Below are 13,778 nucleotides of genomic sequence, written 5' to 3'. Positions count from 1 at the left end.
ATTTAAATCAGACGAATGAACACAAATAACACCCTGGATCTCACGCCACATTTTGCTTTAGACGGTGATCAGCCATTTAAAGACAGGCGCGCCATGATGCCGTTTCGTGGAGCCATTCCGGTTGCCAAAGAGCAACTGGCACAGACCTGGCAAGAGATGATCAATCAAACGGCATCACCTCGTAAGCGACTGATTTACCTACACATTCCTTTTTGTGCGACACACTGCACGTTTTGTGGCTTTTATCAGAACCGTTTTAATGAAGATGCGTGTGCTCATTATACCGACGCCCTGATTCGTGAAATAGAAATGGAAGCGGACAGCGTATTGCATCAGTCTGCCCCCATCCACGCGGTCTATTTCGGTGGCGGTACGCCTTCCGCGCTTTCGGCACACGATTTGGCCAGAATCATCACCACATTACGAGAAAAGCTGCCACTGGCCCCTGATTGTGAAATCACTATCGAAGGCCGGGTACTGAATTTTGACGCTGAGCGAATCGATGGTTGTCTTGATGCAGGAGCAAACCGCTTCTCAATTGGTATCCAGTCGTTTAACAGCAAAATCCGCAAGAAAATGGCCCGCACCTCGGATGGCCCAACCGCCATTGCGTTTATGGAAAGCCTGGTCAAACGTGACCGTGCTGCGGTGGTCTGTGACCTGCTGTTTGGCCTGCCGGGTCAGGATGCGCAAACCTGGGGAGAAGATCTGGCTATTGCTCGCGATATCGGTCTCGACGGCGTCGATCTCTATGCGCTCAATGTCCTGCCCAATACACCGCTGGGCAAAGCCGTGGAAAATGGGCGCACTACCGTACCCTCACCGGCAGAACGTCGCGATCTTTATCTGCAAGGGTGTGATTTTATGGACGATGCCGGTTGGCGCTGCATCAGTAACAGCCACTGGGGCCGTACCACACGCGAACGCAATCTCTATAACCTGCTGATAAAACAAGGTGCCGATTGTCTGGCCTTTGGTTCCGGAGCCGGCGGTTCGATTAATGGTTACTCCTGGATGAACGAACGCAATCTGCAGACCTGGCATGAATCCGTCGCGGCAGGCAAAAAACCGCTGATGATGATCATGCGTAACGCCGAACGTAATGCGCAATGGCGTCATACCTTGCAGTCAGGTGTTGAAACAGCGCGTGTACCGCTGGATGAACTTACGCCACATGCCGAAAAACTCGCGCCGTTACTGGCTCAATGGCACCAAAAAGGCTTAAGCCGCGATGCGTCAACTTGCCTGCGGCTGACTAATGAAGGTCGTTTCTGGGCAAGCAATATTTTGCAGTCTCTTAATGAACTAATTCAGGTACTTAATGCGCCAGCGATTGTGCGTGAAAAACCATAACAGGAGTGATTTATGAGCCATGTCTCGTTACAAGAATTTTTGAAAACGGAGCCGGACGGTACGCTGGAGGTGGTAGCCGAACAATACAACACCACACTGCTGGAGGTAGTGAGAAATCTACCCTCCTCTACCATAGTGTCAGGCGATAAATTCGATACTGTCTGGGATACCGTCTGCGAATGGGGCAACGTCACCACGTTAGTACATACTGCCGATGTAATCCTCGAATTTAGCGGCGAACTGCCTTCGGGTTTCCACCGCCACGGCTATTTCAACCTACGCGGAAAGCACGGCATGTCCGGGCATATCAAAGCAGAAAACTGCACGCATATTGCCTTGATCGAACGTAAATTTATGGGCATGGACACCGCCTCTATTCTCTTTTTCAATAAGGAAGGCAGCGCCATGCTGAAAATCTTCCTCGGCAGGGATGACCATCGTCAGCTCCTGAGCGAACAGGTCAACGCTTTCCATGCTCTGGCGGCATCGTTAAAGGAACACGCCTGATGACGCCGTGGCTACTCTTTGGCGCAGGCGGAAAAGGTGTGGGTGCCAGAACGCTTGAACTGGCGCTGGCGGAACAACGTCCGGTCGTTGCTGTCATTCGTCATGCCGATGCCGCCACGAAACTGGCGCAACAAGGCGTACAGGTTTTTACAGGCGACGCCTGTGATGCCAGCGTAGTTGCGGCTGCTTGCCGCGCAGCTGGCCCGGATGCGCTTATCATCTCAACAATGGGAGGAGCTCAGGATTATCTGGCGCACAGAACAGTGATTGATGAGGCCGAAAAGGCCGGCATCAGTCGCATGATTCTGGTGACCTCTTTGGGATGCGGCGATAGCTGGCCGTTTTTATCGGAGCGGGCAAAGGCTGCGTTTGGTCAGGCGGTACGGGAAAAAACGCTGGCGGAAAGCTGGTTGCAAACCAGCCAGCTTGATTACGCCATTCTCCGCCCTGGCGGTCTGCTTGATGGGGCGGCAACGGGCAAAGCACAACGGATACAAAATCAGGAGTGTCATGGTTTTGTTCACCGTGCCGATGTCGCCGCACATATCCATGAACTGGCAAATGCGCCAGCACTTAACCAGCAGGTCCACAGTCTGATTGAACCGGACCTGAAACCGGCGTGATACCCCGGCGCGGAATCTCCGCGCCGTAATGTCGTAACGGAGTTTTGCGTGCTCAAGGATTCACTCTCTTCCGCCAGGATCTTTATGGGGCTATCACTATTATTGCTCGCTCTGGTGCTGTTCGGTGCCAGTCAGGGAGCGTTAAAGATCAGTTTTGATGCCCTTTTTGATGAGGAATACCGCGATATCTGGCTCAATATTCGTCTACCACGGGTTTTGCTGGCGGTGCTGGTAGGTGCAGCGTTGGCAGCCGCCGGGGTAATTATGCAGGGGCTTTTTCGCAACCCAATGGCTGACCCTGGATTACTCGGCGTCAGTAGCGGTTCTGCATTAATGGTCGGCGTTGCTATTGTGCTGCCCTTCTCCTTCCCCGTGGCGCTGGTGCTCTATGAGCAAATGGTGTTTGCCATTGCCGGAAGTTTAGTGGTCTGCACCATCATTTTTCTCATCACGCAGCGCCATCGCGATGGCAGCATGATGCAATTATTACTCTCCGGTATCGCCATCAATGCCCTGTGCGGCGCAGCGATCGGCATACTGAGCTATATCGGCGATGAGCAGCAGCTACGACAACTCACATTGTGGATGATGGGCAATCTTGGACAGGCGCAATGGCCGACGTTATTGGTTGCCAGTTCATTCATCCTACCGGCCATTATCGCAACAACTTGTCTCGCCGGAACGCTGAATTTACTGCAGCTCGGTGATGAAGAAGCCCACTACCTCGGCGTGAACGTTAAGCGTAAACGCCAGCAATTACTGTTAGTGAGCTCACTGCTCGTTGGTGCCGCCGTATCGGTAAGCGGCATTATCGGCTTTATTGGCCTGGTGATCCCGCATCTGATTCGTATGACTACCGGGGCAAATCACCGCTGGCTAATCCCTTGCTCCGCCCTCGCCGGAGCCTGTTTATTGCTGATGGCAGACACGCTTGCCCGCACGCTGGTACAGCCAGCAGAAATGCCCGTGGGATTATTAACCAGCCTGCTTGGTGGTCCTTATTTTATGTGGTTGATTCTGCGCAACCGGAGGATCACATGATCAGCGCCCAGAATCTGGTTTATAGCCTTCAGGGGCGGCGTCTGACTGATAATGTCTCGCTGACTTTTCCCGGTGGGGAAATTGTTGCCATTCTCGGCCCTAATGGTGCGGGAAAATCTACGCTGCTTCGCCAGTTAACCGGCTATCTTCAACCTGATAGCGGCGAATGTCGGTTGTTTAATAAGCCATTAAATGAATGGTCGATTACTGAACTGGCGAAACACCGGGCCGTGATGCGTCAAAATAGCCACATGGCGTTTCCATTCAGCGTACAAGAAGTTATCCAGATGGGGCGGCATCCGCATCGTACTGGTAATCAGGATAATGAAACAGCACAAATAATGGCGTTATGTGACTGTCAGGCGTTAGCAAACCGCGACTATCGGCAATTATCCGGTGGTGAACAACAGCGCGTGCAATTAGCGCGCCTGCTGGTGCAACTCTGGGAACCTACTCCCTCACCGAAATGGTTATTTCTTGATGAACCAACTTCGGCGCTGGATATTCACCATCAGCAGCACTTGTTCCGTTTATTACGCCAGTTAGTTCACGAACGGCAGTTCAATGTTTGCTGCGTATTGCACGATCTAAATCTTGCCGCGCGTTATGCAGACCGTATTGTATTAATGCAAAAAGGAAAGGTTATCGCAAATGGTAAACCGCAGGACGTATTGACACAGCAGGCGCTGACAATGCTCTACGGCGCGGATATTACCGTACTTAAAGATCCTGCCAACCATTCACCACTGATCGTCCTCGATCATTAAAAGCAACAGGAGTACCGCACTGGTACTCCTGCGAATAAATAACTATACAGATTAGCTAATTGAAACGCCTTTCACCCCTGCCATCTCTTTTAATAATCGCAACAGATCTTCTATCGACGTTGTGGCATGAAGCTGGATATCAATGGCGACCACTTCATGATCTTCACTTTCCTGCAACGAAACTAAATCCGTTTTTATTTTTTGCTGCTTAAACCAGTCGAGCATTGATACCGTATTACCGTTCACTAATGTCAGCTGTAAATGGTAATTTTTGTTCATCAGGCGGAAGGTTAATTGATGGAAGACTTCCAGCACCAGCAAGGTCATCACTGAACCATAAATGCCCAGTTCGTACATACCGCTACCAATAACCATACCAATGGCGGCGGTCACCCAGATATCCGCTGCCGTCGTCAGACCTACAATATTTTGGTTACGAACGAGAATGTTACCTGCGCCGATAAACCCGACGCCCGTCACCACCTGAGCAGCAATACGGCTGGGGTCCAGTCCGACGTGATCTAAAGACAGTACGTCAGCAAAACCATATTTCGAAACAATCATAAACAGGGCGCTTCCCATGCCAATTAATACATGTGTGCGTAACCCTGCTCCTTTGCCGCGCATTTGCCTTTCCATGCCAATAGCGCCACAGGCAATTGCTGCGAGTATAAGACGTATAATAAATTCTGCTGTCATATAAAAATGCAAAAAGGAGCAGCAAGATGGCTCAACTTGCTACTCCTTTTTACTTGTACCTCATTAATTCGGCAAGTCATTAGATGCTTGATTTTTGAAGGTATACAAGTTTTTCTGCGGGTTTTTCTTGCAGTATTCGATCACTTTAGGAATTTGAGTGAGATCGGTTTCATTTAAAGTAACGGTATCGCCACCTTTATATACTGTTTCTTCATGCAGCATCCACCATGCAACCGGTGTCATTGCTTTTGGATTCAGATCAATAAATTCCTGGCAGGTCATATCTTTAGCGGATTCATTGGCTGCCAGCGCAGATTGTGCGTTCACCAGTGACAAAGCCGCTACAGCGCCCATAAAAATAAACGCTTTACGGAGAGATGAAATATTCATTTTGTAACCCATTCAATATAGAGATTATATATGAACAGGCGGAATAGCTGCTTTTAAAGAAGATATTCCGGCCTGTTCAATATGCAAGGAAGTACGATGTAACGCATTCCCGGAATTACATATCTTTCTTAATTTTGTCCCATTCGCCTTTAACTTTATCTTTAAAGTTGGCTTGTTTATCCTGAGTACAAGCCTGAACGATAGCTGGGGTTACGGTTGCAATACCCTGAACATCTAAAACCGCATCTTCTGGTTTATCTTTGTTGTTCAGCGCTTCAGCAAAACCAACTGCAGTTGGCTGGAAGGATTCGTCCACAGCCAGGAAATCTTCACAGGTCCAGGAGTTGACCGGTTTTTTGTTATCAGCTGCTTTTTGCGCATCCGCTGCATTGCTCACAACTGGCAGAAGAAGCAGACCACCAAGAATAACGCCTAATACTTTTTTCATCGTAATATCCTCAACTATAAAGTGAAAGAGCCGTCACGAATCAATTTCGACACTGAGGTTATAACCTGGTTTTCTGTATATGTCATGTTGATGGAAAATATCAAAATCAGATATTTTTATTTCAATACAATGAGTTACAGATGCATCAGATACTGTAATTAGGAAATTTTTATTAAATCGACTGCATTCTTAGACGCGTTTTTGGCATAGATTGATAGCAGGGGATTTTCTTCTTAATTTTATAGGGTGGTTCTATGTTATATATAGATAAGGCAACAATTTTGAAGTTTGATCTGGAGATGCTGAAAAAGCATCGCAGAGCAATCCAGTTTATTGCCGTGTTGCTGTTTATCGTCGGGTTGCTGTGTATCAGTTTCCCGTTCGTCTCTGGCGATATTTTAAGCACGGTAGTGGGTGCATTATTAATCTGCTCGGGCGTTGCGCTTATTGTTGGATTATTCAGCAACCGCAGTCATAATTTCTGGCCGGTATTATCCGGTTTCCTCGTCGCAGTCGCCTATTTATTGATCGGCTATTTCTTCATCCGCGCACCGGAGCTGGGCATTTTTGCCATTGCGGCATTTATTGCCGGTTTGTTCTGTGTTGCAGGGGTTATTCGACTGATGAGTTGGTATCGTCAGCGTTCAATGAAAGGCAGCTGGCTACAGCTCGTTATTGGTGTGCTGGATATCGTCATTGCCTGGATATTCCTTGGTGCAACGCCGATGGTGTCTGTAACTTTGGTTTCCACACTGGTGGGTATTGAACTGATATTTAGCGCCGCCAGCCTGTTCAGCTTCGCCAGTTTGTTCGTTAAGCAGCAATAATTATCCCTGTTGTCACCCGGATCATAGTCACTTGATGTGACTATGATCCGATTAATACTCTCTCCGCTACACAGCGTTGTAGATCAATTGCGCACTATCATTGAAATAATTACCTGCTGATGAATTATTTCAACCTACTGAATTTCATCTGATTTTTTTCATTCCATGGCAAATTAGCCATTTCAAACATTATCATGGCTGATATTTTCCGTAGTCAGGTTTAATGTTTTAAAAGTGCTGTGGGAAAGTGAACAAAGAGTTCTGTAAGCGTTGATGCTATGGGCGGTTAAATAAGTAATCCGGGTTCATTTTTTTGCAACAGGCGTTGATTACATTGCATAAATATCCGTGTCTCCAGACGCTATATAAAAACCTGAAGACATGAATGCGTTATTTACTCAGGTAATTTCAATGCGTTAAAAGAAAGCTGGCAATCCAATTGCCAGCTTAAGTCGAAACAAGGAGACTCGATATTTAAATCGGATTACATTTTAACTTTAGTAATATTCTTCAGAGATCACAAACTGGTTATTGATAACTTATTCTTGGGCAGTAATCCGCAAACGTTAACTTTTTGTTTACCATTTACAAATTGATAACAACCAGGAATCTTACTTAGGATCAATATATGGAGTGCGTGATGGATAAATCTGAAGTATTGATTAGTGTTAATAGACGTATTAGTTCACGAAGGGCAAAGTTCTTATAGGCGTTTACTATATTGAACAACGATTCGGACAAGGATGTAAATAATGAAAAGGATGACATGTTCGAAACGATAACGGCTAAGGAGCAAGTTATGATTTTTCTCATGACGAAAGATTCTTTTCTTTTACAGGGCTTTTGGCAGTTGAAAGATAATCACGAAATGATAAAAATCAATTCCCTGTCAGAGATCAAAAAAGTAGGCAATAAACCCTTCAAGGTTATCATTGATACCTATCACAATCATATCCTTGATGAAGAAGCGATTAAATTTCTGGAGAAATTAGATGCCGAGAGAATTATTGTTTTGGCACCTTATCACATCAGTAAACTAAAAGCTAAAGCGCCTATTTATTTTGTTAGCCGCAAAGAAAGTATCAAAAATCTTCTTGAGATTACTTATGGTAAACACTTGCCCCATAAGAATTCACAATTATGTTTTTCACATAATCAGTTCAAAATTATGCAACTGATTCTGAAAAATAAAAATGAAAGCAATATCACGTCGACGCTCAATATTTCGCAACAAACATTAAAGATTCAGAAATTCAACATTATGTACAAGCTGAAACTAAGACGTATGAGCGACATCGTCACCCTGGGTATCACATCTTATTTTTAGTCAGGACATAAGCAACTGAAATTGATGGCTGGCATGACGAGGGATGCAGATGCTGATTTCATTACCCCCGGTGATTACTAAAGGAGAGGCGAAAACGACTTTATTCCCCTGGTATGTGTATCCACCAGTAGAACCCTTCGTTGCCCGAATGCTGGCAGGAACTGTTGGCAGAACGGCAACATTTTTTTTGTCGTTGACCTCACCATGTCGATCACTATGCCTGTATCCCACCTTACTGGCTGACAACCCCACTATGCCGCTGGTCTGTAAATCCCTCATATCTCTCCTCGCGCGCAATTTAAAGAACCGTTATTTCTCAAGAATTTTCAGGGACTAAAATGAACAGAAGAAGAAAGCTGTTAATACCGTTGTTATTCTGCGGCGCGATGCTCACCGCCTGCGATGACAAATCGGCGGAAAACGCCGCCGCCATGACGCCTGAGGTCGGTGTCGTCACGCTCTCCCCCGGTTCGGTCAATGTGTTGAGCGAATTACCCGGTAGAACCGTTCCTTATGAAGTTGCCGAGATACGTCCCCAGGTGGGCGGTATTATCATTAAACGCAACTTTATCGAAGGCGATAAAGTGAACCAGGGCGATTCGCTGTATCAGATTGATCCTGCACCTTTACAGGCCGAGCTGAACTCCGCCAAAGGCACGCTGGCGAAAGCGCTCTCTACCGCCAGCAATGCCCGCATCACCTTTAACCGCCAGGCATCGTTGCTGAAGACCAACTACGTTAGCCGTCAGGATTACGACACCGCGCGCACCCAGTTGAATGAAGCAGAAGCCAATGTCACCGTCGCCAAAGCGGCTGTTGAACAGGCGACTATCAACCTGCAATACGCAAATGTCACCTCGCCGATTACGGGCGTCAGCGGGAAATCGTCGGTGACCGTCGGCGCACTCGTTACCGCTAATCAGGCAGATTCGCTGGTTACCGTACAACGTCTGGACCCGATTTATGTCGATCTCACGCAGTCGGTGCAGGATTTCTTGCGTATGAAAGAAGAGGTCGCCAGTGGGCAAATCAAACAGGTTCAGGGCAGTACGCCAGTACAGCTCAATCTGGAAAATGGTAAACGTTACAGCCAGACCGGCACGCTGAAATTCTCCGACCCGACGGTGGATGAAACCACGGGCTCCGTGACGTTACGGGCGATTTTCCCCAACCCAAATGGTGACTTGCTGCCTGGCATGTATGTCACGGCATTAGTGGATGAAGGTAGCCGCCAGAATGTATTACTGGTGCCGCAGGAAGGCGTCACCCACAACGCCCAGGGTAAAGCAACGGCGCTCATTCTGGATAAAGACGATGTCGTGCAGCTACGCGAAATCGAAGCCAGCAAAGCCATCGGCGACCAGTGGGTTGTAACCTCTGGCTTGCAGGCTGGCGATCGGGTGATCGTTTCCGGTTTGCAACGCATTCGTCCGGGTATCAAAGCACGAGCAATTTCCTCCAGCCAGGAAAACGCCAGCACCGAATCGAAACAATAACGTTGCAGGCTTAAGGGGACTTTCATGGCTAACTATTTTATTGATCGCCCGGTTTTTGCCTGGGTACTTGCCATTATTATGATGCTTGCAGGCGGTCTGGCGATCATGAACTTACCGGTTGCGCAGTATCCGCAGATTGCGCCACCGACCATTACCGTCAGCGCTACCTATCCAGGTGCCGATGCGCAAACGGTAGAAGACTCGGTCACTCAGGTGATTGAGCAAAATATGAATGGGCTTGATGGCCTGATGTACATGTCTTCAACCAGTGATGCGGCGGGCAATGCCTCTATCACTCTGACCTTCGAGACTGGGACATCTCCTGATATCGCACAGGTTCAGGTGCAAAATAAACTGCAGCTCGCTATGCCTTCATTACCTGAAGCGGTGCAGCAGCAGGGGATTAGCGTCGATAAGTCGAGCAGTAATATCCTGATGGTAGCGGCGTTTATTTCTGATAACGGCAGCCTCAACCAGTACGATATCGCGGACTATGTAGCGTCTAATATCAAAGACCCGCTAAGCCGTACCGCGGGCGTTGGTAGCGTACAGCTCTTTGGTTCCGAGTACGCCATGCGTATCTGGCTGGACCCGCAAAAACTCAATAAATACAATCTGGTACCTTCCGATGTTATTTCCCAGATTAAGGTGCAGAACAACCAGATTTCTGGTGGTCAACTGGGTGGCATGCCACAGGCGGCAGACCAGCAACTAAACGCCTCGATCATTGTGCAGACGCGTCTGCAAACGCCGGAAGAATTTGGCAAAATCCTGTTGAAAGTTCAGCAAGATGGTTCGCAAGTGCTGCTGCGTGATGTCGCCCGCGTCGAACTTGGAGCGGAAGATTATTCCACCGTGGCGCGCTATAACGGCAAACCTGCTGCCGGGATCGCCATCAAACTGGCTACCGGAGCAAACGCCCTGGATACCTCGCGGGCAGTCAAAGAGGAGCTGAACCGCTTATCAGCCTATTTCCCCGCAAGTCTGAAGACGGTTTATCCTTACGACACCACGCCGTTTATCGAAATTTCTATTCAGGAAGTTTTTAAAACACTGGTTGAGGCTATCATCCTCGTCTTCCTGGTCATGTATCTGTTTTTGCAGAATTTCCGTGCCACAATCATCCCGACGATTGCCGTACCGGTGGTTATTCTCGGGACGTTTGCGATCTTGTCGGCGGTCGGTTTCACCATCAACACGTTAACTATGTTCGGGATGGTGCTGGCGATAGGGTTACTGGTGGATGACGCCATCGTGGTGGTGGAGAACGTCGAGCGTGTCATTGCGGAAGATAAGCTACCGCCGAAGGAAGCAACGCATAAATCGATGGGGCAGATCCAACGTGCGCTGGTCGGGATTGCCGTTGTTCTTTCCGCAGTGTTTATGCCGATGGCCTTTATGAGCGGTGCAACCGGGGAGATCTACCGCCAGTTCTCCATCACGCTGATCTCCTCCATGCTGCTTTCAGTATTTGTGGCAATGAGCCTGACCCCTGCCCTGTGCGCCACCATTCTGAAAGCCGCGCCGGAAGGCGGTCATAAACCTAACGCCCTGTTCGCACGCTTCAACACGCTGTTTGAAAAATCAACTCAGCACTATACCGATAGCACCCGCTCGCTGTTGCGTTGTACCGGTCGCTACATGGTGGTCTACCTCCTGATTTGCGCCGGGATGGCAGTGCTGTTCCTGCGCACGCCGACCTCTTTCTTACCAGAAGAGGATCAGGGGGTATTTATGACCACCGCGCAGTTACCTTCCGGTGCCACCATGGTTAACACCACGAAAGTGCTGCAACAGGTGACGGATTATTATCTGACTAAAGAGAAAGATAATGTCCAGTCGGTATTTACCGTTGGCGGCTTTGGCTTCAGCGGCCAGGGGCAAAACAACGGCCTGGCGTTTATCAGTCTCAAGCCGTGGTCTGAACGTGTCGGTGAGGAAAACTCGGTTACCGCGATCATTCAGCGGGCAATGATTGCGTTAAGCAGTATCAATAAAGCCGTCGTCTTCCCGTTCAACTTACCCGCGGTGGCTGAACTGGGTACCGCGTCAGGTTTTGATATGGAACTGCTGGACAACGGTAACCTGGGGCACGAAAAACTGACCCAGGCGCGAAACGAGCTATTATCACTGGCAGCGCAATCACCAAATCAAGTCACCGGGGTTCGCCCGAACGGCCTGGAAGATACGCCGATGTTCAAAGTCAACGTCAACGCTGCGAAAGCTGAAGCGATGGGCGTGGCGCTGTCTGATATCAACCAGACAATTTCCACCGCCTTCGGCAGCAGCTACGTGAACGACTTCCTCAACCAGGGGCGGGTGAAAAAAGTGTATGTCCAGGCAGGCACGCCGTTCCGTATGTTGCCGGATAACATCAACCAATGGTATGTACGCAACGCCTCTGGCACGATGGCACCGCTTTCGGCCTATTCGTCTACCGAATGGACCTATGGTTCACCGCGACTGGAACGCTACAACGGCATCCCGTCAATGGAGATTTTAGGTGAAGCGGCAGCCGGGAAAAGTACCGGTGACGCCATGAAATTTATGGCAGACCTGGTCGCTAAACTTCCGGCAGGCGTCGGCTACTCATGGACCGGACTGTCGTATCAGGAAGCGTTATCCTCAAATCAGGCTCCCGCGCTGTATGCCATTTCACTGGTCGTGGTGTTCCTCGCCCTCGCCGCACTCTATGAGAGCTGGTCAATTCCGTTCTCGGTGATGTTGGTTGTTCCGTTAGGCGTCGTTGGCGCATTACTGGCCACCGATCTGCGCGGCTTAAGTAATGACGTCTACTTCCAGGTTGGTTTGCTGACCACCATCGGGCTTTCCGCCAAAAACGCCATCCTGATTGTCGAATTTGCCGTTGAGATGATGCAGAAAGAAGGGAAAACGCCGATAGAGGCGATCATCGAAGCGGCGCGAATGCGTTTACGCCCAATCCTGATGACCTCTCTGGCCTTTATTCTCGGCGTGCTGCCGCTGGTTATCAGTCATGGTGCCGGTTCTGGCGCGCAAAACGCGGTAGGTACCGGCGTGATGGGCGGGATGTTTGCCGCAACAGTGCTGGCAATTTACTTCGTTCCGGTCTTTTTCGTTGTAGTGGAACATCTCTTTGCCCGCTTTAAAAAAGCGTAACGTGTAAATGAGAGTAAGGTTGAACGTGAGGGTTCAGCCTTACTCTTTCCTGCTAACCATTCACCACTCAACAACCAGCTAACCGTCAGGAATACCAGGCTTAGTACACAGCACTGAAAGTAGAAACCACTCCAGCCATTCGTCATCAATTTAAACAACACAATACTGACCCACATTCCCGTAATCGTATGAATTGTCAGCTTAATAATCCCAAACATGCCGAGTCTTTTCCTCCTGAAAATACCTATACCGCCTGGCAAACTGCGAAAGAGAACTAGCCGGTAGCCCGGCAGAAATCATCAGGGAAGAGTTTCACATGAAGCAGGTGTGAGATCCTGACCAATATTCAAATGCAAAATATGTCAGGAAAAGGTACCTGGCGAATGTTGCGCAAACTGATGTGGCGTTACACCATAATATTGTCGAAATGTGTTTATAAAGTACGATGTACTGCTATAGCCACACTTTTCCGCAATAGTATGCAGAGGAATTTGACGTAACTCGAGTAATCGTCTGGCCATCGACATCCTGGAGGCGAGTAATATTTTACTGAAACAGGTATTTTCATCCTGCAACTTTTTTTTGATTAGACTCTCGCTGGTATACATTCTTTCCGCAATATCGCGCAGATACCAACGTTTGGCGATATCAAAGCTAATAAGGCGTTCAACTTTTCCTGAAACAGTACTGATACTATTGAAAAGTAAGGGGATCAGTTCTTTCTTATGAGAAAACATCGATAAACAGGAAAGATAGAGCATTTTGCTCAGTATCGGCGAATTTACCCCGGAGTCATTGAAACTATCAAAAATCGCCGTCACCAGCGGCATGGGGGGTGACAGGTTAATTAACAGACGGTCTTTGCTATGTAACCCTAAATTGCGTGGTATCTGACGAATATTTTGTAAGTAATGGCAAACTGTCAGCTCATCGATATCCAGTCGTCGCGTATCCGGTGAACAAAACGCAAAATCGTCTGCCAAATTTTTATCCAGTAACAGGATACTCTCGTTGTGCAACGATATTTTTTGCTGTTCATGATAAATATCGAATGAACGACGAACGAGGATCACCGAGCAGACATGAGTCATGACTATCCCTTATATTTCATTACTGCGATTATTTCAATTTCAGTATACTAATGAAATGATGCCAGACTGTT

14 protein-coding genes are annotated in these 13,778 nt (G+C 48.3%); 9 read left to right on the top strand and 5 right to left on the bottom strand.

All coding sequences use genetic code 11. The annotated features are described in order from the left end of the window. The first annotated feature begins 15 nt into the window (after window positions 1-15). From hutW to ACJHYR_RS09035, 5 genes are read left to right on the top strand one after another with little or no spacing between them, the layout of a single operon-like run. Window positions 16-1,353 carry a heme anaerobic degradation radical SAM methyltransferase ChuW/HutW gene (hutW, locus tag ACJHYR_RS09055; protein WP_001095617.1) on the top strand — a complete coding sequence of 446 codons (1,338 nt, stop codon included), beginning with the start codon at window positions 16-18 and terminating at the stop codon, window positions 1,351-1,353. Between the two features lie 12 nt (window positions 1,354-1,365). Continuing rightward, window positions 1,366-1,860, top strand: a complete 495-nt coding sequence (hutX, locus tag ACJHYR_RS09050) for a heme utilization cystosolic carrier protein HutX (RefSeq protein WP_000020046.1) — start codon at window positions 1,366-1,368, stop codon at window positions 1,858-1,860. Then, on the top strand, window positions 1,860-2,483 hold the full coding sequence (chuY, locus tag ACJHYR_RS09045; RefSeq protein ID WP_000189349.1) for an anaerobilin reductase: 624 nt from the start codon (window positions 1,860-1,862) through the stop codon (window positions 2,481-2,483). The genes hutX and chuY overlap by 1 nt, the downstream gene beginning before the upstream one ends. A 48-nt stretch (window positions 2,484-2,531) precedes the next feature. Then, a complete protein-coding gene (gene shuU, locus ACJHYR_RS09040; RefSeq protein WP_000910398.1) occupies window positions 2,532-3,524 on the top strand; it encodes a heme ABC transporter permease ShuU/ChuU in 993 nt (330 codons plus the stop codon). Then, the gene (locus tag ACJHYR_RS09035) at window positions 3,521-4,291 is read left to right on the top strand and encodes a heme ABC transporter ATP-binding protein (protein ID WP_000622315.1); all 771 of its coding nucleotides are present in this window, start codon (window positions 3,521-3,523) and stop codon (window positions 4,289-4,291) included. Before shuU ends, ACJHYR_RS09035 begins: the two co-directional genes overlap by 4 nt. Before the next feature lie 51 nt (window positions 4,292-4,342). On the opposite strand, the gene ACJHYR_RS09030 is transcribed toward ACJHYR_RS09035, so the two are convergent. From ACJHYR_RS09030 to hdeA, 3 genes are all read right to left on the bottom strand, one after another. Then, a complete protein-coding gene (locus ACJHYR_RS09030) occupies window positions 4,343-4,990 on the bottom strand; it encodes an MgtC/SapB family protein (protein WP_059327896.1) in 648 nt (215 codons plus the stop codon). A gap of 63 nt (window positions 4,991-5,053) precedes the next feature. Further along, window positions 5,054-5,380 (bottom strand): acid-activated periplasmic chaperone HdeB, encoded by a 327-nt coding sequence (gene hdeB / locus ACJHYR_RS09025; RefSeq protein ID WP_001298717.1) that lies wholly within the window; start codon window positions 5,378-5,380, stop codon window positions 5,054-5,056. A 115-nt stretch (window positions 5,381-5,495) separates the two neighbouring features. After that, window positions 5,496-5,828, bottom strand: coding sequence for an acid-activated periplasmic chaperone HdeA (gene hdeA / locus ACJHYR_RS09020; protein WP_000756550.1), 333 nt, complete (start codon window positions 5,826-5,828; stop codon window positions 5,496-5,498). A 254-nt stretch (window positions 5,829-6,082) separates the two neighbouring features. Between hdeA and hdeD the strand changes: the two genes are divergently transcribed. Both hdeD and gadE read left to right on the top strand, forming a co-directional pair. Then, the gene (gene hdeD / locus ACJHYR_RS09015; RefSeq protein WP_000965681.1) at window positions 6,083-6,655 is read left to right on the top strand and encodes an acid-resistance protein HdeD; all 573 of its coding nucleotides are present in this window, start codon (window positions 6,083-6,085) and stop codon (window positions 6,653-6,655) included. A gap of 799 nt (window positions 6,656-7,454) precedes the next feature. Further along, complete coding sequence (gene gadE, locus ACJHYR_RS09010; RefSeq protein WP_000576690.1) at window positions 7,455-7,982, top strand: acid resistance transcriptional activator GadE; 528 nt, start codon at window positions 7,455-7,457, stop codon at window positions 7,980-7,982. On the opposite strand, the gene ACJHYR_RS09005 is transcribed toward gadE, so the two are convergent. Next, on the bottom strand, window positions 7,983-8,261 hold the full coding sequence (locus ACJHYR_RS09005) for a hypothetical protein (RefSeq protein ID WP_001205327.1): 279 nt from the start codon (window positions 8,259-8,261) through the stop codon (window positions 7,983-7,985). Between the two features lie 107 nt (window positions 8,262-8,368). Between ACJHYR_RS09005 and mdtE the strand changes: the two genes are divergently transcribed. Both mdtE and mdtF read left to right on the top strand, forming a co-directional pair. After that, window positions 8,369-9,478 carry a multidrug transporter subunit MdtE gene (gene mdtE / locus ACJHYR_RS09000; protein WP_306174501.1) on the top strand — a complete coding sequence of 370 codons (1,110 nt, stop codon included), beginning with the start codon at window positions 8,369-8,371 and terminating at the stop codon, window positions 9,476-9,478. Between the two features lie 24 nt (window positions 9,479-9,502). Next, a complete protein-coding gene (mdtF, locus tag ACJHYR_RS08995; RefSeq protein ID WP_000024897.1) occupies window positions 9,503-12,616 on the top strand; it encodes a multidrug efflux pump RND permease MdtF in 3,114 nt (1,037 codons plus the stop codon). 362 nt (window positions 12,617-12,978) lie between these two features. Here mdtF and gadW read toward each other — a convergent pair whose 3' ends face one another. Beyond that, window positions 12,979-13,707 carry an acid resistance transcriptional activator GadW gene (gene gadW / locus ACJHYR_RS08990; protein WP_059327894.1) on the bottom strand — a complete coding sequence of 243 codons (729 nt, stop codon included), beginning with the start codon at window positions 13,705-13,707 and terminating at the stop codon, window positions 12,979-12,981. Window positions 13,708-13,778 lie beyond the last annotated feature (71 nt).

Origin of the sequence: Escherichia sp. WS1450 (assembly GCF_046487395.1) — a bacterium.
In the GTDB taxonomy this organism is placed as follows: domain Bacteria; phylum Pseudomonadota; class Gammaproteobacteria; order Enterobacterales; family Enterobacteriaceae; genus Escherichia; species Escherichia coli.
Note: the sequence above shows the minus strand (reverse complement) of the source record. Positions and strands in the feature narration are given on the sequence as shown.